Annotated in this window: 23 protein-coding genes and 1 other annotated feature; of the genes, 15 read left to right on the forward strand and 8 right to left on the reverse strand. The window is 51.8% G+C overall.

The features are described from left to right. The first annotated feature begins 15 nt into the window (after positions 1-15). From KNP83_RS02395 to KNP83_RS02405, 3 genes are read left to right on the forward strand one after another with little or no spacing between them, the layout of a single operon-like run. The gene (locus KNP83_RS02395) at positions 16-720 is read left to right on the forward strand and encodes an ABC transporter ATP-binding protein (RefSeq protein ID WP_214760200.1); all 705 of its coding nucleotides are present in this window, start codon (positions 16-18) and stop codon (positions 718-720) included. Then, the gene (locus KNP83_RS02400; protein ID WP_214760202.1) at positions 717-1490 is read left to right on the forward strand and encodes an ABC transporter permease; all 774 of its coding nucleotides are present in this window, start codon (positions 717-719) and stop codon (positions 1488-1490) included. The genes KNP83_RS02395 and KNP83_RS02400 overlap by 4 nt, the downstream gene beginning before the upstream one ends. Further along, on the forward strand, positions 1487-1849 hold the full coding sequence (locus tag KNP83_RS02405; protein WP_214760204.1) for a VOC family protein: 363 nt from the start codon (positions 1487-1489) through the stop codon (positions 1847-1849). The genes KNP83_RS02400 and KNP83_RS02405 overlap by 4 nt, the downstream gene beginning before the upstream one ends. Positions 1850-1885: 36 nt before the next feature. On the opposite strand, the gene KNP83_RS02410 is transcribed toward KNP83_RS02405, so the two are convergent. The 5 genes from KNP83_RS02410 to KNP83_RS02430 all read right to left on the reverse strand — a co-directional run bounded on the left by KNP83_RS02410 (position 1886) and on the right by KNP83_RS02430 (position 4057). Next, entirely contained in the window at positions 1886-2395 is a 510-nt protein-coding gene (locus KNP83_RS02410) for a hypothetical protein (protein ID WP_214760207.1), read from the reverse strand. Positions 2396-2523: 128 nt separating this feature from the next. Next, positions 2524-2877: a nuclear transport factor 2 family protein gene (locus tag KNP83_RS02415; RefSeq protein WP_214760209.1), complete on the reverse strand. Its 354-nt coding sequence runs from the start codon at positions 2875-2877 to the stop codon at positions 2524-2526. Continuing rightward, positions 2867-3208 (reverse strand): DMT family transporter, encoded by a 342-nt coding sequence (locus KNP83_RS02420; RefSeq protein ID WP_214760211.1) that lies wholly within the window; start codon positions 3206-3208, stop codon positions 2867-2869. Before KNP83_RS02420 ends, KNP83_RS02415 begins: the two co-directional genes overlap by 11 nt. 11 nt (positions 3209-3219) lie before the next feature. Next, a complete protein-coding gene (locus tag KNP83_RS02425) occupies positions 3220-3528 on the reverse strand; it encodes a DMT family transporter (protein WP_214760213.1) in 309 nt (102 codons plus the stop codon). A 1-nt stretch (position 3529) separates the two neighbouring features. Next, the gene (locus KNP83_RS02430) at positions 3530-4057 is read right to left on the reverse strand and encodes a TetR/AcrR family transcriptional regulator (protein WP_214760215.1); all 528 of its coding nucleotides are present in this window, start codon (positions 4055-4057) and stop codon (positions 3530-3532) included. A 374-nt stretch (positions 4058-4431) separates the two neighbouring features. On the opposite strand from KNP83_RS02430, the gene KNP83_RS02435 reads away from it, so the two are divergent. From KNP83_RS02435 to KNP83_RS02465, 7 genes are all read left to right on the forward strand, one after another. Continuing rightward, positions 4432-4722 carry a hypothetical protein gene (locus KNP83_RS02435; RefSeq protein WP_214760217.1) on the forward strand — a complete coding sequence of 97 codons (291 nt, stop codon included), beginning with the start codon at positions 4432-4434 and terminating at the stop codon, positions 4720-4722. A gap of 292 nt (positions 4723-5014) precedes the next feature. After that, positions 5015-6016, forward strand: a complete 1002-nt coding sequence (locus KNP83_RS02440) for a siderophore ABC transporter substrate-binding protein (protein ID WP_214760219.1) — start codon at positions 5015-5017, stop codon at positions 6014-6016. Between the two features lie 24 nt (positions 6017-6040). Then, positions 6041-7033, forward strand: coding sequence for an ABC transporter permease (locus KNP83_RS02445; RefSeq protein ID WP_251139221.1), 993 nt, complete (start codon positions 6041-6043; stop codon positions 7031-7033). 5 nt (positions 7034-7038) lie between these two features. Further along, complete coding sequence (locus KNP83_RS02450; RefSeq protein ID WP_483297895.1) at positions 7039-8106, forward strand: iron chelate uptake ABC transporter family permease subunit; 1068 nt, start codon at positions 7039-7041, stop codon at positions 8104-8106. Next, positions 8103-8855 (forward strand): iron ABC transporter ATP-binding protein, encoded by a 753-nt coding sequence (locus KNP83_RS02455; protein WP_214760226.1) that lies wholly within the window; start codon positions 8103-8105, stop codon positions 8853-8855. The genes KNP83_RS02450 and KNP83_RS02455 overlap by 4 nt, the downstream gene beginning before the upstream one ends. 19 nt (positions 8856-8874) lie before the next feature. Beyond that, complete coding sequence (locus KNP83_RS02460; RefSeq protein ID WP_214760228.1) at positions 8875-9573, forward strand: ferredoxin--NADP reductase; 699 nt, start codon at positions 8875-8877, stop codon at positions 9571-9573. Positions 9574-9673: 100 nt separating this feature from the next. Beyond that, complete coding sequence (locus tag KNP83_RS02465; protein WP_214760230.1) at positions 9674-10891, forward strand: hypothetical protein; 1218 nt, start codon at positions 9674-9676, stop codon at positions 10889-10891. 8 nt (positions 10892-10899) lie between these two features. Here KNP83_RS02465 and KNP83_RS02470 read toward each other — a convergent pair whose 3' ends face one another. The 3 genes from KNP83_RS02470 to KNP83_RS02480 form a co-directional block, all read right to left on the reverse strand. Next, complete coding sequence (locus KNP83_RS02470) at positions 10900-11478, reverse strand: anthranilate synthase component II (protein ID WP_214760232.1); 579 nt, start codon at positions 11476-11478, stop codon at positions 10900-10902. Further along, positions 11475-12806 (reverse strand): anthranilate synthase component I, encoded by a 1332-nt coding sequence (gene trpE, locus KNP83_RS02475; RefSeq protein WP_214760234.1) that lies wholly within the window; start codon positions 12804-12806, stop codon positions 11475-11477. Before trpE ends, KNP83_RS02470 begins: the two co-directional genes overlap by 4 nt. A gap of 55 nt (positions 12807-12861) precedes the next feature. Beyond that, positions 12862-13084, reverse strand: a binding site (T-box leader). Positions 13085-13180: 96 nt separating this feature from the next. After that, positions 13181-13471, reverse strand: coding sequence for a hypothetical protein (locus KNP83_RS02480; RefSeq protein WP_214760237.1), 291 nt, complete (start codon positions 13469-13471; stop codon positions 13181-13183). A gap of 171 nt (positions 13472-13642) precedes the next feature. Here KNP83_RS02480 and KNP83_RS02485 point away from each other — a divergent pair, with 171 nt between their 5' ends. The 5 genes from KNP83_RS02485 (at position 13643) to KNP83_RS02505 (ending at position 21414) form a co-directional block, all read left to right on the forward strand. After that, positions 13643-14017: a nuclear transport factor 2 family protein gene (locus tag KNP83_RS02485; RefSeq protein ID WP_214760240.1), complete on the forward strand. Its 375-nt coding sequence runs from the start codon at positions 13643-13645 to the stop codon at positions 14015-14017. Between the two features lie 154 nt (positions 14018-14171). Continuing rightward, positions 14172-15494: an Ig-like domain-containing protein gene (locus tag KNP83_RS02490; protein WP_214760241.1), complete on the forward strand. Its 1323-nt coding sequence runs from the start codon at positions 14172-14174 to the stop codon at positions 15492-15494. A gap of 761 nt (positions 15495-16255) precedes the next feature. After that, entirely contained in the window at positions 16256-18667 is a 2412-nt protein-coding gene (locus KNP83_RS02495) for an Ig-like domain-containing domain (protein ID WP_214760243.1), read from the forward strand. A gap of 222 nt (positions 18668-18889) precedes the next feature. After that, positions 18890-19390: a hypothetical protein gene (locus KNP83_RS02500; protein WP_214760244.1), complete on the forward strand. Its 501-nt coding sequence runs from the start codon at positions 18890-18892 to the stop codon at positions 19388-19390. A gap of 71 nt (positions 19391-19461) precedes the next feature. Continuing rightward, a complete protein-coding gene (locus tag KNP83_RS02505; RefSeq protein WP_214760245.1) occupies positions 19462-21414 on the forward strand; it encodes an asparagine synthetase B family protein in 1953 nt (650 codons plus the stop codon). The last annotated feature ends 195 nt before the right edge of the window (positions 21415-21609 follow it).

Genomic DNA, 21609 nt, shown 5'->3' on the forward strand with positions numbered 1-21609 from the left:
TGGAGGGCGACGTCGATGCAGATTATCGAATTCAAGAACGTGAGTCATGGAGACATTTTACATAACGTGACGGGATCTTTCCGGCAAGGACGCATCACGACGTTCGTCGGTCCGAGCGGGGCCGGCAAGACGACGTGTCTGAAACACATCAACGGCCTGTTATCACCGGACACGGGCGCGATTTACTTCAAAGGGGAGAACATCGATTCCATCGACGTCATCGAGCTTCGCCAGCGGATCGGCATGGCGTTTCAAAGCGCACCGATGATTGACGGGACGGTGTACGACAACATGAATCTGCCGAAAGCCATCTTCGGCGAGACGCTCGAACGGGAGCGGGCGGCGGATTTGCTTCAGAAAGTCGACTTGGGCGGCATCTCGCTCGATCAGCCGATCAAGACGTTATCGGGCGGGGAACGGAGCCGTGTCGCCATCGCCCGGACGCTCGTCAACAAGCCGGACGTGCTGCTGTTGGACGAGATTACGGCGAGTCTCGACTACCGGACCGTGAAAGAGATCGAGCGGTTGATTGTGAGACTGCAACAAGACTTCGGGGTCACCGTCATCTGGATCACGCACGACTTGGATCAGGCGCGCCGTGTCAGTGATGACATGTGGTTCTTGCGGAACGGGGAATTGATCGAGTTCGGCGACGCGACGTTCATCGACGAGTCGGACAAGCCGATGATTGGTCGCTTCGTGAGGGGGGAGGAGCTATGACGTTCATCGAACTGATGACCTCATTGATTTTTGTCGCCATCCCGCTCGGTTTGGCGCTGTTTTTGAAGCTCGGACTCGAACGCGACATTTTGATTGCGACGGTACGGTCGATTGTCCAGTTACTAATCATCGGTTATATTTTGACGTTCGTCTTCGAGAGCGACAGCCCGATTTTCATGCTGCTCATGATTCTTCTCATGATTGGGGCGGCGACACAGAACATCATCAAGAAAGGGGACGGCATCCCCGGCATCACGTGGATGATTCTGCTCACGCTCGTCACGGTCGAGACGCTGACGATGGGGCTCATGCTCGGGCTCGGCATCATCCCGTTCGAGCCGGAGAAAGTTATCCCGATCAGCGGCATGGTCATCGGGAACTGTATGGTGTTGTCGCTCCTGTTCTTGAACAAGTTCAAAGACGAGGTCGAGCGGAGCGATGAAGTGATTGAACTCATCTTGTCGTTCGGCGGCACACCGAAAGTAGCGATTGAGCGCAGTTTGAAGAGTGCCATCCGCACGAGCATGATTCCGACCGTCGAGGCGCAAAAGACGATGGGGCTCGTCCAACTTCCGGGCATGATGAGCGGGCTCATCATCGGCGGGGCCGACCCAATGGAAGCGGTGCTGTATCAGTTGCTCATCTTGTTTCTCATCTTGACGACCGCATCCATCTCGGCGGTCATGGTCGGGTATATGGCGTATCCGCGCCTGTTCAACCAAAAATTGCAGTTCGTCGGATTGACGGATCGAAAGGGGAACACGACATGATTCAAGGCATCCATCACGTGCAAATCACGATTCCGAAAGGCGAAGAAGAACAGGCGCGCGCCTTCTATTGCGGCGTGCTCGGCCTGAGCGAGGTTGAGAAACCGGTGTCGCTTCAAGGACGAGGCGGCTTTTGGCTCGAGGTCGGCGACCGTAGCGTCCACATCGGCACCGAGGACGGGGTTGACCGGCTGTCGACGAAAGGACATGTCGCTTACGCCGTGACCGATTTAGCGGAGTGGGGACAGAAGCTTGAGGCGGAAGGGATTGAGCGGATGACTGGCATCCCGATTCCGGGGTATGACCGATTCGAGTTCCGTGATCCGTTCGGCAATCGGGTCGAGATGATTCAAGCCATCTGAACAGGGAGTACCCATTGTGGGTGCTCCTTTGTTCGTTCAAGAGATACCGAATAGCTCGATGACGTCTTTCCAATTGGACGGATAGGCGTTGCTGCCACCATGCTGATGCAACAGCTTGCCATGACGTTTCACGGTGAAGTTCCACTGCGTCCCGTCCATCGTGAAGTACGCTTTTTCTTCAAATACTTCTGGCCAGCGATGGGAGGCGAATGACACGAATCGCTCGTGGACGCGGAAGGAATCTGTTGCGTCATACCAACCGGACTTCGGGATCGCCGTGCTCAAGTCGAACGCTTCCCGCCAGATGACTTCTCGTTTGACCGCACCATCTTCAAAGAATGAGAAGGTGGACTCGTTATGGATCCCAAAACCGCCGACTGTGAACGTGACAGTGACGGTCGGTTTCTTTCTATGGATGGCATCAAGCGGGATGGTCGGCTCGAACTTCAACTTAGCTTTATTTGATGCTCGAATGACTAGTTGTTCTTCTGCGGAACGTCTCGGTCGAACGGATTGAAACCATTGCGGTTGTGTATGTTGATGCATGTTGATCTTCCTCTCATCTCATCAGATAGCTTGATTATAAACAACATGAACACGAGGGGTATGTACAAAAACAAACCAGGTATGACGAAAGGGAGTGTCCATCGAGACACTCCCTTTTATCATGGTTTTTAGGTTTGGGACGGTGGAACGATCGTCCCTTGATGGAACCGCATCTTCCACTGACCGTCGACGTTCACCCAAATTGAACTTCGCAAGGCGATGCGGCCGGTTGCATGATCTTCGGTCCGATACGTGGCCATGACGACGTCGTCTTGAACCGTCTCGAGCGCAAAGTCCGATAGGGTGATGTGAATCTCGCCGAGGTCCATTGTGGCGGCATCTGCCGTTCGATATAACATACGTCCCGAGCTTCCGATTTCAAAAAAGTCGTCCGTCAAGAGACGACGCAACTGCTCAGGCGATGTGCGCACCTCGGTCGTCAGTAAAGCCCGTTCCTGCCGTTCAATTAAATTAGCCAGCATGTGCCTCCTCCTCTCGTTTCCCTAGATTCATCACGATGACGCCGAGCACGATGACGATCAGGCCGACGCTGTTCAGAGTAGACAATACTTCCCCGTAGACGAACACCCCAATCAGTCCTGTCGCGACCGTGCCGAGTCCGGCCCAGACGCTGTAAGCAATGCTGAGCGGGATTGTCTTTAAGACGATGCCCATCAAGGTGAACGAGATGGCGAAGCTGATTAAGAGAATCAGACTCGGGAACAGGTTGGTGAATCCGTCCGATAGCTTCAACATCGACGTTCCGAGCACTTCGAACGCAATCGATACCAATAAGATTCCATAAGCTTTCATGATACTCCTCCTTACACTTTCATCAAGACAAGGCCGACGATGACGAGCCCGATGCCCATGACGGTCTGAATTCGGACTTGCTCCTTGAAGACAAGAAAGCCAATCAGCGCCGTCGCCGCTGTGCCGACCCCACTCCAAAACGCATAGGCGAAGCTGAGTGGAATCGTGAGGAGGGCGAGCGACAACAGATAGAACGCCGTCACGTATCCAAACGCGACTCCGGCGATTGGTAAGCGGCTGGAGGACGTCGCGTTCAGTTTCAACATGCTCGAGCCGAACAGCTCGGAGACGATGGCGCCAACGAGATAGACGAAGCCCATTTTACGATTCTCCTTTTGATAGCGCGTCGCATTTTTGTCGGATGATGCGAGCGGCCCGGTCTTTAAACGTATCGCTATAGCCAAACGTCAATGCGAACCAGAAACCATCGCATAAGAGTCTCAGTGCGAGCACTGCATCGGCATCGGGGCCATCGTTCGCGAACTGCGCGTCCCAACGTGTCGAGGCCACGTTCCATAAGTTGCCGCTCGTATCTTCTTGGGATGAGATGAAGACGGCAATCAAATCGGCATCACCATCGCTATAATCGAGCGTCGCGAGGGCGTAGGCGCGTGTGAACGGATAAGGACCATCCAACCCGGTTTGATGATGGACGATCCGATTTTCAAATTCATCGAGTGCCATTCTATTCATCTGCTGCAACAGGTTGGCCTTGCTGTCAAAGTGATACAAGACCCCGCCTTTCGTGATACCGGCGCGTTTTGCCAAGTGGTCCATCGACAGTTGCTGGATTCCTTCGGTCTGAATGATATGGGCCGCGGTCCGAAGTAGCAGTTGTTTCTTACTCATCTTCTTCCTCCTAACTATACTGAACGGTCAGTATAGTAAACGTACCAAAATGAGGCAGGGTTGTCGAGGTGAAACATCGAATGGGATAATTAGGAAAAGGAGGGGATAGCTTGGGTTCACATTTGATGCATCTCGTCATCGCGAATGAGGTGTGGGCTGAATTAACTGACGTCGATCGCACGGCTTCGATTTCGACGTGTTAATCGATAGCGCGCAAGACGAGTTGTTGGCACTGATCCTCAAAATTAAGCGGGATGCGGAGGCAACAGAGGAAGGGACGTATAAGTGTTTTTGACGCACCAACTCGATGGATACGTCGAGACGTGCATCCTTCGATGTCGACAGATGGTTTAACAGAAGAGTGGGGTGATTCTATGATTCAACGACATTATGCACCGCTTTACGTGACATTCGGACTTTCGATTTTGACAATCGTGGCGCTGTTCACTGTGAACGCTCGCTTATTTCCGGATTTAGATTTGATGACGGCGATTTGGGTCTACATCGCCTTAGATGTCGCCCTCGTGGCCACATTAATTTGGGGCCTATTCTCGAAAGAGAAGACGGTGCGCGTGTTCAGTCTCGTTGGGAACTTGGGGTTGATCGTGCCGCTATCGATTTGGATCTTTTTGTTGCTACTCGCCAACGGGATTTCGGAAGCGTGATCGGTCAAATGAGAATGATTTAACGAACTCAATGGACACAGAAAGTGGACGAATGTTCCACTTTCTTTTTTATTGGCCTTATATAGAAAGAATAAAATTTCCATTTCCAATTTGAAAATTTGGCATTGCACAACCTATTTTTGTTTGTTATGCTTCTCAATGAAAACGACAATGATAATCATTATCAGTGAGAAGACGTCAGTATCCATACATAGAGCAAAATTGTGAAACAGTTGCGGACTCATTGACAAGGTCGTCATTCAATAAACAGATACATAGGGAGATGGAAAGAATGGGGAAATGGAAAGCAGCAGTCATGCTCACATCACTCGTCTTCACGCTAGCCGCATGCGGTAGCACGGACGAGACGAAAGACGAAGGAAGCGCGGAAGCGGAGACGGCACCGAAGACAGTGGAAATCAAGGACGCACACGGAACGATCGATGTGCCGGTCAATCCAGAGAAAGTCGTCGCACTCGACAACCGAACGTTCGAGACGCTCTCGGATTGGGGAATCGATTTAGTCGCAGCACCAATCGGATTGATTCCAGCGGACTTGCCTTATAAAAACGACAAAGACATCGTCGACGTCGGGATGCACAATGAACCGAACTTAGAAGCGATCGCCGGTGTGGATCCGGACGTCGTCATCGTCGGTCAACGATTCGCCGATTACTACGACGACATCAAAAAGTTGGTCCCAGAAGCAGCCGTCATCGATTTGGACATCGAGCTCCCGGAAGAGGCGGGCACGCCAGGCGAAATCTTGGTGGAAGGCTTCAAGACGACGACGCGTTCACTCGGCCAAATCTTTGAAAAAGAAACGGAAGCAGACGAACTTATCGCCGACTTTGAAGCATCAATCGACAGTGTGAAAACTGCGTACAACGGTGAAGACACAGTGATGTCAGTCATCGTCTCGGGTGGTGATATCGGCTTCTCAGCACCGAACACAGGTCGTGTCTTCGGCCCGATGTATGACATCTTTGACTGGACACCGGCCCTCGAAGTAGCGAAAACGACAGGGGACCATCAAGGGGATGAGGTCTCGGTCGAAGCGATTGCGGAGAGTGACCCGGATTGGTTGTTCGTTCTCGACCGCGATGCCGCCATTTCGAGCATGGAAGACGCAGTTCCTGCAGCGGACGTGATTGACAATGCACCGGCACTCAAAAAAACGAAAGCCGTGACAGATGAAAAAATCGTGTATGCGCCGAACGACACGTACATCAACGAGTCGATTCAAACATACTCTGAACTATTCAACGACATCGCAGCCGCGCTTTCGAAATAAGGGAGTCACGTTGTGCAAAAACCAATGACAGCAAGGGTTGAGACATTGTCTCAGCCCTCCTTTTCTAACATATGGACGAAGTCCTTTATCGTTGCGGTACTCATGGTGTGCGTGTTGGCGGGCCTTTCGCTCGTGACTGGCGTCTATGACATTCGTCAAGAAGGCGGGTCGGACATGTTTTGGATTACCCGCGTCCCGCGCACGTTGGCCATCATGTTGACCGGTGCCGCCATGGCGATGTCGGGGCTCGTCATGCAACTGATCACGCAAAACCGTCTCGTCGAACCGACGACGACCGGTACACTCGAATGGGCGGGGCTCGGCCTGCTCGCTGTGTATCTGCTCGTCCCGGCACCGACGCTCATGATGCGGATGACGGGTGCCATCGTCTTCTCATTCATCGGGACGATGGTCTTCTTCTGGTTCCTGCGGTCGGTCAAACTCCGCTCGTCGTTGATTGTCCCGATTATCGGGCTCATGCTTGGAGCGGTCGTCTCGGCCGTGTCGACCTTTCTCGGTTTATTTTTTCAAGCAAGTCAGACGATTGAAGGGTGGTTCGTCGGGTCGTTCGCATCGGTGCAGGTCGGTCGCTATGAATACTTATGGCTCATCGTCATCGTCACGTTCTTCATTTTCATCCTCGCGAACCGATTGACGCTCGCCGGTCTCGGAGAAGATGTCGCGACGAGCCTCGGCGTCAATTATAGCCGTCTCATCTTGATTGCGACGGGATTGATTGCCCTCGCGGTCGGGGTCGTGGCGACGGTCATCGGCAACTTGCCGTTTCTCGGATTGATCGTCCCGAATATCGTCTCGATGTTTCGCGGGGACGACCTCCGCAGCAACTTGCCGTGGGTATGCGTCATCGGGATGGGAACGGTGCTCGTCAGCGACTTGATTTCGCGCACGATCATCATGCCGTTCGAATTGCCGGTATCGCTCATTCTCGGGACGGTCGGGTCGGTCGTCTTCATCGCGATACTCTTGAGACAACGGAAGACGGGAGGGGTACGATGAGCACTTTGATTGAAGAGAAGAAGCAACCACGGGACGCGTACGATGTGGATGGTCGGTCCGTGCATACAGAAGAACGGTGTGCGACGGCGTTTCGCTCGAAGCGAGAACAGCGCCGTTATTGGTTGTTCCTTACGTTCTTCATCGTCGGGGGATTACTTTGTGCGTTCGGGTTGCTCGTCTATAACAATCCGGTCCCGTTTGATTCACCGTCGTTCATCCCGGTCGTCGAACGTCGGGTCGTCGCCGTCATCACGATGGCGATTGCCGCGCTCTGTCAGAGTTTGGCGACGGTCGCGTTTCATTCGGTGACGAACAATCGCATCATCACGCCATCATTGCTCGGGTTCGACGCGCTCTACTCGACGATTCAGACGAGCATGATTTTCTTCTTCGGAGCGGGTGCGCTGATTGGCTTTTCGGGAACGGGTGCCTTTTTGACCCAGGTCGGTCTCATGGTGCTCATGAGTTTGCTGTTGTACGGCTGGCTCTTGTCAGGGAAATACGGCAACTTGCAACTCATGCTCCTCGTCGGAATCATCATCGGGACCGGTTTGAACTCAGTGTCCTCGTTCATGCGACGCATGCTCGCACCGTCTGATTTTGATATCCTGCAGGCCCGTCTGTTCGGGTCGGTCATGCATGCCGATGCCGCCTACTTCCCGATCGTCATTCCAATCGTGCTGATTGTCGGAATCTTGTTGTATAGCTTTTCAAATCGCTTGAACGTCGTCGCACTCGGGAAAGATGTGGCGACATCGTTCGGGGTGAACCATCGGGGGAGCGTCATTTTTACGCTCATTCTGATCTCGCTGCTCATGTCGGTATCGACGGCGCTGATCGGACCGCTCACATTCTTCGGGTTCTTGGTCGCGACGCTCAGCTATCAAGTCGCTTCGACGTATGATCACAAATACGTCTTCCCGATGGCATTCGCGCTCGGCTTCTTCGTGTTGACGAGCGCCTATTTCTTTATGTATCACATTCTCAATACACCGAGTGTCGTGTCCGTCATCATCGAACTGTTCGGCGGCGTGATTTTCTTGGCAGTCATACTTAAGCGGAGGTCGCTATGATTCAATTGGAACAAGTACAAAAATCGTATGCGGACGATGTCCGCATCGGACCGATTACGCTCGATATCCCGAAGGCCGGCTTTACGTCGTTGATTGGTCCGAACGGGGCCGGAAAGTCGACAACGCTCATGATGATTGGTCGACTGCTCGACTTAGACGCGGGTCAAATCCAAGTCGCCGGCATGGACGTGTCGAGTACGAAATCGAAGGACTTGGCGAAGATCGTCACGATTTTACGGCAAGAGAACCATTTCGTGACGCGTCTCACCGTCCGTCAGCTCGCAGGATTCGGGCGCTTCCCATACTCGAAGGGACGGTTGACGCAAGAGGACGAACGCATCATCTCGAAATATATCGACTTCCTCGATTTGACGGAGCTCGAGCATCGATATCTCGATGAACTGTCGGGCGGGCAGCGCCAGCGGGCCTACGTCGCAATGGTGCTCTGTCAGGAGACGGAATACGTGCTTCTCGACGAGCCGCTCAACAACCTCGATATCGCTCGCTCGGTGCAGATGATGGAATACTTGCGCCACGTCGCCGATGAGTTCGGACGAACAATCGTCACGGTGCTCCATGACATCAACTTCGCGGCGAAATATTCGGACCGCATCTGTGCGATGAAGGGCGGGCAGATTGCCGCTTTCGGTACGGTCGAAGAGATTATGGACGCAGACATCCTATCGGACATTTTCGAGACGAAACTAGAGATTATTCAAGGGCCTTATGGACCGATCGCGGTCTATTAATAGAAGGAGGGGATCAGGCATGCAGATTTATTGGACACCGATTCAACAAGTCGTGCAGGAAGCGCGAGATACATACACGTTCAAACTCGAGTTACCTGGAGGCTTCACATGGGAAGAAGGGGCACATACGCACTTTGCGCTTGAAGGCTTTAATCAAGGAGACAAACCGAACCGGACGTTGATTCGGCATATGTCGATTTCGACGCTACCGCATGAAGGTGCGATCGGCATCACGACCCGGGTCAAACCGGAATGCTCGACGTTCAAATCGATGCTGCGTGACATGAAGATCGGGGACAAGGTCGCCATCTTTAAAACGTATTCGAACGTGCCGTTGAAGCGGGAAGGGAAGAACGTCTATCTGCTGTCGTCGGGTGTCGGCATCGCGACATTCCGCCCGCTCGTGCTCGCGTATTCGGCGAATCGGGAAGGCGTACCCCATCTCCACTCGTTGAACGTCGACTCGTCGCAACAGTATCTGTTTAGCGATGTGTTCGAGTCAACAGATACCTTCACGTCTGAGTTCGTCGACAGTCGACCAGTTTACTACGAGAAAGTCGAGACACTTGCTTCAGATCAAGACGGCCTATTTTACGTGGTCGGTAGCGATGACTTCTTGCATGAGACGATTGCGACGTTGCGTCAAAACGGCGTCACGCCGGACCAAATCATGCTCGATAAGCACGACTTTCAATTTGAAGATTTCTTGAAAGCCTGACACTCAGACCGAGGACATGTCCTCGGTCTTTCTATGCATTCTCGTACCTGAAGCGTTCATTTCCCTTTATACTAGATACAACAATTAAGGGGGAACTCACATGGAATACTTGTACCTATTGCTTGGTATTGCATTCGTCGCGGTCACTGTCCTCGTTTGGAAGAAGCGTCAGCAATTGACTGAAGAACCCATCCCGCTCGACGCAGAAGTTATTCAAATTGAACCATCTAGCGCAGCGCATGAATTGGTCAAGCATGAGCAATCGGCAACCGTTTTGCCAATCGTATTGGATGACGTCTCAAATAAAGAAGAGATTACGGTCGGGTCAGACACGGTACAATTATTGAAACGGGTGGTTCAATCCGTCGGCGTCCCGGTTGCGATGCAATCGCTCGGTAAAAAACCTGCGTACGAACTCGTCTTCTCACCTGAAGTGGAGGCCGCTTTAAAAAAAGGTGTCTACTCCTTAAGAAAATCAAAAGAAGACGGGTATTGGCGAGCCTTCGCGGTGGACGGGAAAAATGCAATTAAAGCGCAAGCGAATTTGAAACAAGTGAACCCGCTCCAAGTGCGGCGAATCGCCTTAGACTTGGCGACCACCGTCGTGGCCCAGGAACATTTACGCGAAATCAAACAGGCACTAGACAAGATTGAGACGATTGTCAGCAAGTTGGTCACGATGAAACTGAACGAGTATCACGGACAAGCCCGTAGTTCGTTCAACTATTTGGACCGGGTGTACGTGTTCTTGAAAACAGATACAGTCGACAGCAAAATCACTCATCAACTTGAAAACAACTATAAGACGGACATCGATACGGTCTATGCGTTGCTCAAACATATCGATGGCCCACTCGGGAAGTTGTATGACCTGAAGAAACGAGCGCTCGTGTTCAAAGAAGCGACTAAAATTAAGGCAATGAAAGACGTCATCGGTGAGTTTCAAGAGTACGAAGAGCTCGTCTATATGTTCCTTCTTAGTCTACAAGGCGAAATTCATGCGATGCGCATGTTAGGTGATCCCGAAGAAACGATTGAACAAGCGACAAAACAAGTGAACGCTATTAGCCAAGAATTTGAAGCGAAACGACAATCGTTTCACCAAGGCTTGCAAAGCTTTGAACAAGAGTTTAAAGTTCGCTTCGCTTTGGCGAGCCGTGAACGAAATCAAATCCAGCTAATCGCGAGCGAACATGCGGCGGTGAAAGACCGGTCCGCGGCTCGAACGATTAACATCGATTTCAAGGCAGAAGTCGAACCGAGAAAATTATTCCTCGTCTCGGACGGGGATGACGTCAAAGTGTTGGCGAATCGATGAATTAGTACTCAGACCGAGGACACGTTCCTCGGTCTTTTTGTATGGCAAATCTCAACGAAGCGCTCGAACAGGTCGCGTCCGTCCGGTGTGCCGATTGACTCGGGGTGATATTGAACGCCATACGTCGGGTGTTCGGGATGCTCGAGTGCCATGATGACGCCGTCCGTCGTGCGAGCGGTCACGACGAGATTCGTCTCATGGACGACGAGCGAATGATAGCGCATGACCTCGCTCGAACCTCCATCGAACAAGGCGCTCGGTGTCGTCTCGATGATTGACGTCTTCCCATGCATGACGAGTTCGGCCCGGCCGACCGTCCCGCCGAACGCCTCGGCGATGACTTGATGACCAAGACAGACGCCGAGGATGGGGATCATACCTGACAGTTCACGGACGACGTCGAGCGAGACACCGGCATCCGTCGGGCCGCCTGGACCCGGGGAGATGATGATACCAGAAGGGTTGAGGTCGCGAATGTCATCGACTGTCAGTTCATCATTGCGGACGACCGTGACGTCGCTGAACCGGGCGACGTCTTGATACACGTTATACGTGAACGAGTCATAGTTATCGATGAGCAGGATCATGCGAACACCTCCAGAAGGGATTTGGCTTTATGCAGCGTCTCTTCATATTCTGACACCGGATCCGAATCATACACGATACCAGCGCCCGCTTGAACGTAGGCCGTGTCGTCTTGGACGACCATCGTCCGGATGGCTAGGGCAAAATCGTAGCCGCCCCGGACATCGAGATACCCGACGGCCCCGGCATAGACTTCGCGCTTCACCGTCTCGAGTTCGTCGATCAGTTGCATCGCCCGAATCTTCGGGGCGCCCGAGACGGTACCGGCCGGGAGACAGGCCCGTAACGCATCAATCGGATTCAAGTCGTCACGGAGCTCGCCTTCGACCTCGGAGACGAGATGCATGACATTTTTAAAGCGCTCGATTTCCATCTGTTTCGGAATCGTGACCGTCCCGACTTTGGCGACGCGGCCGATATCGTTGCGACCGAGGTCGAGGAGCATCCGATGCTCGGCGAGTTCTTTTTCGTCTTGAATGAGATCAGCGGCGTGACGCACGTCTTCTTCGATCGTCTTACCACGAGGGCGTGTGCCGGCAATGGGGTTCGTCGAGACGCGGGTACCTTCGACACGCACAAGACTCTCCGGGGACGCCCCGAGGACGATGGCTTCGCCCAGGTCGATATAGAATAAGTACGGGCTCGGGTTTTGTTTCCGGAGCGTCCGGTAGAAGTGGAACGGGTCCCCGGTGAACGTCGCATCGATGCGTTGAGACAAAACGAGCTGGAACACTTCACCGGCAAGGATGGCTTCTTTCGCTTTTAGGACGCGTTCGACGAATTCATCTTTGCTCGTCAACACCCGTTCACTCGTGCGGACGACCGGTGCGAGGTCGTGTGTCTGCGCGGTCTCGAGCGACCGTTTGACATGGTCGAGTCGGCCCGTGGCATCGTCCTCTCCGGTGTCGATCACGATGACCTGTTCTTCGATATGGTCATAGAGGACGACCGTCTCATAACGTTGGAACAAGGCGTCCGGCAAGCCGCGGGTCTCACTCGGGGTGTTCGGAATCGGCTCGTAAACCCGCTGCATGTCATAACCGATATAGCCGACGGCACCGCCGATGAACGGATAGGGGGCGTCCGGTGTGTCTCGTGAAACGAGTTCCGATAACAAGGCGAGCGGGTCGTCGGTGTGCATCGTACCGGACGCGTCGGTCACTTCGTTGCCGTTGGCGCGAATCGTCTCGACGGGATTCGAGGCGATAATCGAATAACGGCCGTGCTTCCCTTCGGCGCGGCTCTCGAGCAACACTTTCCGTTCGCCTGTTAATCGATGAAAAATGGCCACCGGTGTCAGTTCGTCGCCATTGATGATGAGTTGTTTCATATCTATCTCCTCCTTCAAATAAAAAAATCCCCCGCCCGACATGTCTAAAAAAGACATGAAGGACGGGGGACCCGTGGTGCCACCTTCGTTGGGGGAGCTCCCCCCACTCATCGCGAACCATCATTCGCTATCCTCGGTAACGGGAGGACCCGTCAGAGCCTACATATCGGTCTGAACGCTCAAAAGCCCATTCACGCAAGACACGTCACCGGTTCGCATCGACCACCGGCTTTCTGAAGACGTCTCTTCGCGCTACTCTTCTTTCTCATCGCGAGTTCGTATGAATGTTATCGTTACTTTAACGGGCTGAAGTTGGAATGTCAAGCTGTGAACTGTGAATCGGAACAAAGAAAAACCCACGCACGAGGCGTGGGTCAAGAAAGGTTCTCCATGTGACGTTCGGTCTTGCGCTTGCCGATGAACGCGTAGGCGATAAGAAACGCAGGGATCGGGAGCAGTACATTCCAAGACGATGGAGAATGGAGTGTTTCGTAATACACGAGGCTCATCGTCATTTCAATGGCGAGATTCAGGACCAACGTGATGAGCGGGGCGACGTACGCCTTTTCAACTCGGATTGCGATGAGGACCCCCGTCCCGATGGTGAGGATTGGGACGATGACGAGTTGCCAGATAAACGAGTCGATGAAAAACACGAGCATCATCCTCTCTAAATGGGATAAACTGTATATTGCTAAGTATACAGGGAATAGAGGATAAGGAAAAGAATACGCATGATGTGGTTACATGCAATCGAGCAAGTAAGACGACCGTTACAAGTGGGACGACTCGAGCATACGAGTATGTTATGATGGACGCGAAAGGTAGGTACATCAATGGAAACCATCAACTTAAAACAACTTTCTGACGAACGGGCCGCGCTTCAAGTCAAGGGCGACCTGGACGCGATGCGAGGCATCATGCATGACGAGTTTCGTTACGTCGACTCGAGCGGACGTCAGTTCGATAAAGAAACATTTTTAGACCAGTTCGTCGACCCGGCGTCTGTCCAGTGGATCACGCAGGAGACCGTCACGTTCGATGAGACGGTGGCTGGCGAGATCGCACTCGTGCAACTGTTGCTCGAGGAGCGTTTCATTCTCGGGACAAACGCTTACGAAGGCCGGTTCTGGGTATTGCACGTCTATATGAAACAAGAAGACACATGGCTCTGGCAAGGCGGCCAGTCAACAATGATTCATGAGGTATGAGAACCGCGAACTGCTTTGGGGAACCAAGGCAGTTTTTTTCGTGAAATCATTTACCTGATTTACTAAAAAACCATCATTGTATGAAGTCGAATTATTACAATAGAATTTGGAAATCGACCAATTAACTGTAAAACCTACATAATGGAGGAAAGTCATGAATCATTCATCGTATTTGAAATTATTCTTAGCCGGTTCACTCATCGTCTCGCCACTCTTGCCACTTCAAGCGCAAGCGGAAGGCTCGACGGAACAACCACCGGTCGTCGAGACGGTCGACGTCACGGCACCGCTCGCACCGGTCGTTTCGACGCCACTCCATACGTCGACGTCACTGACGATTGAAGGAGAGGCTGGTACGACAGCGTTGATCGGCATCAACAGCAAAGTGTACACGCGTGTCGTCACGGAAGCAGGAACGGCTCAATTTAACATGAGCCCGCAATCGGTCGGTAAACGGATTTCGGTCAGTTTGCGCGATGCAGCGGGCAATGTCAGTGAGGCGACAGAGATCGTTGTCGCTGTCGACCCGGCCGCACGTCCGGTGACACCGAAAATCGGAACGGTCAACAACTCGGCCCGTCAAATCGTCGTCACAGGAACACCTGGCGCGAAAGTGACACTCCAAGTCGGTGCAGCCACATACACGGCGCGCTATGATGCGAAAGGCGTCTATCGCCGTGCGACGATCGCCCTTCCAATCGGAACGGTCATCCGTGCGACAACTGTCGATGCGAAAGGCGCGACCAGCATCACGCGCTCGACGAAAGTCATTAAAGACGGTGTAGCTCCAGCGCGCCCACGAGTCGCACAGAGCGTGACGACGACATCGACCTCGATTACAGGGACTGCCGAAGCGTATGCGACGGTGTATGCTCAAATCGGAACGAAGCTCTATAAAGCACCGGTCATGTCGACTGGCAAATTTGCAATCAAAATCCCGACACAAAAACGTGGACAAGCCATCTCGTTGTATGCGGTTGACGGAGCCGGCAATAAAGGCGGCGTGCTCAAATTAGGTGTCCAACATGCACTCTACAACAAGTTCTATCGTTTCCCAGGTCCGGTAACGGTCCATCGTGAAGTGCTCGATAGCTATGGCGAGTTCCGTTACGCCGAGACGTTCGCACCGGTGTTTTATGGCTCACCATCGAAAGCGAACATGCAGTTCTTCCTCAACATCGAATCAGAAGGTGGTTTCCTTGAAATGGACACGCTCCGCCTGAAAGTCGGAAGCAAGTCGTACAAGGTGAACCTCGATCAAGACGATGTCGAGTACATTGAATATGAGGATGGAACGGTCGCCGAGTACGTCGAGTTCAAACCAGATGCGAAGCTCGTGCAATTCGTGAAAGCGAATGTCCGTCCGGAGAACCGAATCGTCGTGATGGTAGAAGGCAGTGAGGATGTCATCGAATGGCCACTCTACGCTGCGGAGAAACGTGCGTTCATGGAATCACTCAGTTTCGTCGGTTATTGATCCGTATCAGTTTTAATCGCCCTTCATAGAGAAGGGCGATTTTTTTGTGCTCAAAAATAAGGAGTGGGGGTGTTGTGTGCAACAACGGAACTCACAACCCAATATCCATTTACTGGATATATTCAAACATTTCTGCGAAAAACCATTCATTTTTTTGTATATCGTCCATTGGACTCACCTTCAAAAGTCCTATTCGAAAAGTATAATCATTTATTCAAGCATCCAATAAAGATTGAACTGGTAACAAAATGGTTTATTAGAAAACGTTATTCACATAACTATATGGTATTATATGGTTATTTATTATCTTCTATTGTAAAAACCAAATTGATAATTGGTAATTATATTTTATGAGTTGGATTTATAAAAATCTAATCCGACGACAGAAGTCTGAACTCTTTATAAAATATTGATAGCGCTTACTTTGTTGATTTAATGCGATTTTTATTACACTGGTAATTCATCTGTCGTGAATTGATTATTCTAAATAAAATCATGAAATTGCATTATCATTTCCCTTTTTCGCTAAAAAGTCGCTTGTTTCAACTGGAAACGTTATGTATATTATGGATGTAAGCAATCTGGGACGATACATAGGCTAAAAGTCAATGTATGGTTTTAGATACCTGTTTTTGTATGACTCGAGTCCTATCGATGCTATACATAACTCGGGCAGTAAGGGTGTCCGCGGAGTGATCGAGAGGGCCGAGAATGTCGAAGACGCAGAAATCGCATTTTACCAAAGGGAGGATTTAAACAAGATGGCAAACAAAAAACAATTTGTCACAGCAGCGGCAGCGTTTGCAGTGACAGCGGCAGCGGTCGCACCAGCAATGTCGGCTTCAGCAGCAATGCCTGTCGTCAAGCTAGGGTCAGATTATGTACGCCAAGGCAATTTGGATGCAGCGCTTGACAAGAAGTATCACGGATCAGAAATCCACTGGTACAAATCTTCAGTCAACATGAACAAATTGGGAGTCTTCCAAACGGCGGTTGGTTTCGTCAAAGGGAAAGGCATCAAAGTCGAGAAGCGCGTTCGCGTCTTGAACTATGCCCAAGAAGTGGTCGGACCGAAAGATATGCTCGTCTTCGAAAAAGGGGAAGCTGTTTCGGGAATCCGCACACAGCCGGTGAAATTTGCAGATCGCGTCTACATGAAGCCGGGTTCATGGTCTGGCATCGACACATCGAAGGTCGGCGAGTTCATGGCGACATTCACGTACACGAACAAAGCGTACGGAACGGTCTCGAAATCGTTCAAGTATAAAGTAGTTGAATCAGCGCCGATGGTATCGAGCGTCAAGTTGCTCAATGCGAAGGAACTTGAAATCAACTTCTCGAAACCGGTAGACGCGAGCACGCTCCTTTACAACGGTATGCTCAAAGATGGAACGGTCGAAATCGATCACATTCCAGACGCGCAACGTCTCAAAGGACTTCGCGGCACACTTTCGAAAGACGGCAAAACGCTCGTCGTTCGCGCCGAGAAGACATTCGATGGCCGCTACGCCGTGCTTGCTAGCTCGAAAATCGAAGGACTCGACGGCAAAGCGCTCGTCCCGTTCAAAGAAATCTACACGTTCACAGACAACGTACGCCCGGTCCTCAACGACCCTGAGTACCTTGAAAACAACCGCGTGAAGTTCACGTTCTCTGAGCCGGTCAACGTCGACTCGGAAGATGAGCTCGAGAAGAAACTCGAGTTGAAAGATGCTTCAGGCGCTGGCTACAAAGTGGACGTCGACAAACTCTCGTGGGACGGCAAATCGTTCATCCTTGACTTGTCTGACGCACAGTTCGTAGCAGGTAAAGACTACAAGTTGACGCTCGTCGGTCTCCGTGACTTCGCTGGTAACTTTATCTCGCCAAACCCAGTGACGAAAATCGTTCAGAAGAAAGTCATCGACGCGGTTAATCCTTCAGTCGTCGGCATGTCTTCTTCGAAACCGGGCTACCTCACAGTCACATTCTCTGAGGCTGTCTACGTGGATCGCTACAACCATGTCGCGAAAATCACGCTCACGAACGGTGAAATCGAAGCTGACCTTGATGACAACGCATGGCTCGACGAGTCAGGCATAGTCCTCACTGTCCGTGACCACTCGTTCATCGGTCAAATCGACGTGAAAGTGTCTCACTTCCGTGACCTCGCTGGCAACTATGGCGCAGCGTCAACAAAACTCGTCAACTTCACAAACGATGCGACAGCTCCGACTGTGACAGACGCGAAAGTGGAAGTCATCAACGGCAAAAACCACCTCGTCCTCACGTTCTCTGAAGAACTCAAACAGGGCGCTTACAGCGACGGCAAGATGATTGGTTCGTACATCACGCCGAACGGTGTCGAGAAGAAAGTGGCGGCATGGACTGACGCTTCGTACTACTCGAAGAACCAAATCAAGACGCCGATCTCGGATCTTGAACTTGGAAACTACTCGGTCAAACTTCCGGCTAACCTCGTGAAGGATGTCGTCGGTAACGAGAGCCTCGAGCAATCGATCAAGTTCTCAATCGTCTCAAGCCCAATCGAGAAAGAGAAGCCAACGTTCGATGGCTACTACTTCCAAGAGAAGGACAACAGCACGCTTTACCTCAAGTTCAGCGAGAAGCTCGACCCATCGTCACTCAACTTGGGTAACTTCTTAATCGAAGGCAAAGCGATTGCTGAGAAAGCTGTCTTCCTCAGTGAGAAACGTGACGTCATCAAGTTGACGCTTGCAGAAGGCGCGATTCAAACGTCTGGTAAGTATGCATTCGTGATCCAAAACATCAAAGATGTTGTGGGCAACGTCATGGATACAGTCTCGTTGAACGAGAAGTTCGCGGAGAACGACCTCCCAGGCTTGACGTCAGCGGTCCTCACGTCGAACAACGTGTCAGGTGACTACGCGATCATCACGCTCACGTTCGATGAGTCGATTGCGAAGTACTCAATCGAAGATGGCTACGAAGACTTCAAAGTCCTCGTTGGCGACAAAGATCTCTCGAAATCTGCGACAGTCACAGAGATCATGGGATCGCAGTCGAACCAAGTTCAAATCACGATTGACCGTGTGTTGACTCCGGCTGAGACGGCTCAAACGCTCACGCTCAAGCCAGGCGCTGCGTTCGAGGTGCTCGACCTCGAGAACAACAAACACCCATTGTTCACTTCGGTGAACATCGCTAAGTAATTAGCGTTGACCTTCATTGACCCTCCCTTAGGGTTAAATAGAGCAAAGCCTTCGGGCTGCGCCATCTTGAAACCGGTAGCGTTTGACGCTACCGGTTTTACTATGTATGAAACTGCAATAAATACATATTAATCCCAATTTATTATGGAAATTTAAAACAAGTACGGTATGATTATATTGTTCTATTTTTTTAGTGGATACTTTATAATTTGGAGGGGAATTATGAGTCGAACACAACGGAAACAGAGGCAAAAGTTTCAACTTCTCATTAGGACTTTCATCCTGGTCTGTCTGGTCATGGCAGGGGTCATTTACGAGCAAAACCAGGAAGCCGAGGCGGACGGGATGTTACATCCGTCCACATCGGGGAGTGAGTTGAGATTCAGCGGTATGGCGTTGCGTCTTGATCCGCAAGGACTATACATACATGCGAACGGGAGTCATAAGCCGCTTGGCTTCACCCAAGCCTATATTGAACCGACACGAGGCTATATCGTGGTCCGACGCGATCGGGCCGATTCGGTCGTCTCGATTATCGCCGAACCGGATGAGACGCTCACGAAGCGAGGTATCACGATTGGGGCGTCCGGGGGTGGGACGGTGACGCATTTGTTTGTCTATCAGAACGGCGTCCAACTGAACATGGCTGATCCTGTGGATTATGCCAAGACGGCTGGCGTTTTCTCCAATATTTGGATGACCATTATCAGTCAGAGTCGATGAGCCGCCGGCACGACCGGTGCTCGTCTTTTTTAGAAGTGAAGAACGAACTTTCTATAGAATGAGGGAAAACGATGCAAGCTTATCAACGTGGATTTTTAATGACCGCTACACGGCTAAACCGTGAAGGATGGAAAACGATTACATTGCCGAATGGCGATTTCTTTTATTACGACCCGCTCAGTCCGGTCGACTTGATTCAAGAAGGTGCCCGCTGGCTGCTCGCTTTTGGGGATATCCTCGACATCCGAGCGCATCAGCGTGATCGGAAAGGGGTACTCGAACGATTAAACGGGCAAGATGTGGATGCCTTCCATGAAACGCTTGACTTCATGGGTGGCCGCTACGTGTTGATTCGGGGGGATGAAACGTCGGTTCGCCTCTATCATGATGCGACCGGGATGCGAGGTGTCTACTTCACGACGGAAGCGCCGCTCCGAGCGGCGTCCCATCTGGAATTGTTGCAGGAAGATGTGCAGTCAAAGCCTCACCCGCTTTGCTCGGATGAGTTGCGACACCATAACCATTATCACTTGCCAGGTCATTTCACGATTTATAAGTCGATTCGAATTCTCGTCCCGAACCATTTTGTGGATGAGGCGAACCGGATGACACGTTATTATCCACGTCGTCCGCTTGAGGCACTACCTGTCGAGGCGGCCATCGAACCGCTCCGGACGTGGTTCGACAATCAGTTGCATCAGCTGTTCGAGTCGGACGAACGAATGATTTTCTCGCTCACGGCCGGTATTGACAGTCGCTTGTCGTTGGCGCTCCTCAAACCGTTTCTCGCGAACATCGAGACGTTCACGTATCAGAACGTGGCGACAGGTCATCACGTCGAATCGCTCGATATCGATGCCGAAGTCGCGTCGATGATGGCGCGTGACCTTCAATTTCAGCACCGGGTCATCCCGGTCGATGACAGAGCGTTCGAACGTGACGAGGAGACACGGGAGTTCCGTTCGATGTTGCGACAAAGCGTGACGTCACGTCACGGTCATGCCCATGCATACGAATATATGAAACTGTATAAAGACCGTCCGACGCGCCACTTGCGCTCGAACATCCTTGAGATCGGGCGAGCGTTTTATCGGAAGAACCGGACGCTGCCGGCCGAGTTGACAGTCGAAGGGGCGATTCGTTGCTATTCATGGAAGTCGCGGGAAGACGAGCGTGTCGTCTCGCTTTGGACGTCTTATGTAGCTGCGGTCGGTTTGACGATAGAGACACTTCACGGCTACGACCCATATGACTTGTTGTACTGGGAATACCGGATGGGCGTCTGGCACCAGCAAGTGCTCGCCGAAAGTGATGTCGCGTTTGAGACGTATATCCCGTTCAACGCGCGGGCCATCCTAGAATTGTTCTTGACACCTGATTATGGGGATCGGCTATACGCCAAACTGTTTTATGAAGTGATCGGCCATGAGTGGCCGGTGCTCGCGTTCTGGGGTGTGAACAAGCGGGACACGATGCGTGACTATTTGCATCCGACGCTCGATCAAGGATGGATGGCGCTCAATGGGGTCATCACGAGCGGTCGGCTGGACGAGACGACGATTCCGTTGAACGTCCGGCGCTTGACGACGCACGTGTCGTACCACCTCGAGGCGAACGCGATGCAAAAAGGTGACCATATGGCGTATTCCCAAATCCTCACGACGAAACCGGGGCAGACGTATCGCCTGAACTTGAACGTGCTCAACCCGTTCGAGAAGCGGTCGTCACTCGGATTAGGACGGATGCGCTATGAAATTTGGGTCGGTGGCGTGCTTTATTTATCCGAAGATATCGCCGCCTGGGGTGGACCGAACCAAGTATGGGTCGAGTTCGATGCGACAGATGACACGACGGAACTGATGGTCCGGACGGTCGCCCTTCGTGATTGCGGGCCGAATAAATGGGGGGCGGCCTCCAAGATGCAACTCGAGGCGCTCCGCCTCCAAGAGATCGAGCATGGGCATTTGAAAGCTGGTGCGTCAAGTCCGTTCACCCAACTTCACGAACTGGTTGAAACCGAATAAGGTCTTTTTGCCTAACGTGTTTTGAACTTCTATAGAATCCCTCGATGTTACAATCGGAGGATTTTTTGGAAAAGATACACGGAATTAACGAAAAATTAATTGTATTTACTAGTGGAATTGGATATGTTTAGAGAGGAAAGTGGTCTCTGAAACGATAGGTCTGAAGACGGAATAGGGAGCAAGGCCGATTATGAT

This window comes from Exiguobacterium sp. s146, assembly GCF_018618415.1.
In the GTDB taxonomy this organism is placed as follows: Bacteria; Bacillota; Bacilli; order Exiguobacteriales; family Exiguobacteriaceae; genus Exiguobacterium.

Coding starts and splice junctions, on each gene's coding strand:
- KNP83_RS02415 (WP_214760209.1), bottom strand. CDS start 2,877: ATGCTGGCTAATTTAATTGAACGGCAGGAACGGGCTTTACTGACGACC.
- KNP83_RS02445 (WP_251139221.1), top strand. CDS start 6,041: ATGACAGCAAGGGTTGAGACATTGTCTCAGCCCTCCTTTTCTAACATA.
- KNP83_RS02420 (WP_214760211.1), bottom strand. CDS start 3,208: ATGAAAGCTTATGGAATCTTATTGGTATCGATTGCGTTCGAAGTGCTC.
- KNP83_RS02480 (WP_214760237.1), bottom strand. CDS start 13,471: ATGATGCTCGTGTTTTTCATCGACTCGTTTATCTGGCAACTCGTCATC.
- KNP83_RS02395 (WP_214760200.1), top strand. CDS start 16: ATGCAGATTATCGAATTCAAGAACGTGAGTCATGGAGACATTTTACAT.
- KNP83_RS02485 (WP_214760240.1), top strand. CDS start 13,643: ATGGAAACCATCAACTTAAAACAACTTTCTGACGAACGGGCCGCGCTT.
- KNP83_RS02430 (WP_214760215.1), bottom strand. CDS start 4,057: ATGAGTAAGAAACAACTGCTACTTCGGACCGCGGCCCATATCATTCAG.
- KNP83_RS02465 (WP_214760230.1), top strand. CDS start 9,674: ATGGAATACTTGTACCTATTGCTTGGTATTGCATTCGTCGCGGTCACT.
- KNP83_RS02455 (WP_214760226.1), top strand. CDS start 8,103: ATGATTCAATTGGAACAAGTACAAAAATCGTATGCGGACGATGTCCGC.
- KNP83_RS02490 (WP_214760241.1), top strand. CDS start 14,172: ATGAATCATTCATCGTATTTGAAATTATTCTTAGCCGGTTCACTCATC.
- KNP83_RS02435 (WP_214760217.1), top strand. CDS start 4,432: ATGATTCAACGACATTATGCACCGCTTTACGTGACATTCGGACTTTCG.
- KNP83_RS02425 (WP_214760213.1), bottom strand. CDS start 3,528: ATGGGCTTCGTCTATCTCGTTGGCGCCATCGTCTCCGAGCTGTTCGGC.
- KNP83_RS02470 (WP_214760232.1), bottom strand. CDS start 11,478: ATGATCCTGCTCATCGATAACTATGACTCGTTCACGTATAACGTGTAT.
- KNP83_RS02495 (WP_214760243.1), top strand. CDS start 16,256: ATGGCAAACAAAAAACAATTTGTCACAGCAGCGGCAGCGTTTGCAGTG.
- KNP83_RS02505 (WP_214760245.1), top strand. CDS start 19,462: ATGCAAGCTTATCAACGTGGATTTTTAATGACCGCTACACGGCTAAAC.
- KNP83_RS02410 (WP_214760207.1), bottom strand. CDS start 2,395: ATGCATCAACATACACAACCGCAATGGTTTCAATCCGTTCGACCGAGA.
- KNP83_RS02460 (WP_214760228.1), top strand. CDS start 8,875: ATGCAGATTTATTGGACACCGATTCAACAAGTCGTGCAGGAAGCGCGA.
- KNP83_RS02440 (WP_214760219.1), top strand. CDS start 5,015: ATGGGGAAATGGAAAGCAGCAGTCATGCTCACATCACTCGTCTTCACG.
- KNP83_RS02400 (WP_214760202.1), top strand. CDS start 717: ATGACGTTCATCGAACTGATGACCTCATTGATTTTTGTCGCCATCCCG.
- trpE (WP_214760234.1), bottom strand. CDS start 12,806: ATGAAACAACTCATCATCAATGGCGACGAACTGACACCGGTGGCCATT.
- KNP83_RS02500 (WP_214760244.1), top strand. CDS start 18,890: ATGAGTCGAACACAACGGAAACAGAGGCAAAAGTTTCAACTTCTCATT.
- KNP83_RS02405 (WP_214760204.1), top strand. CDS start 1,487: ATGATTCAAGGCATCCATCACGTGCAAATCACGATTCCGAAAGGCGAA.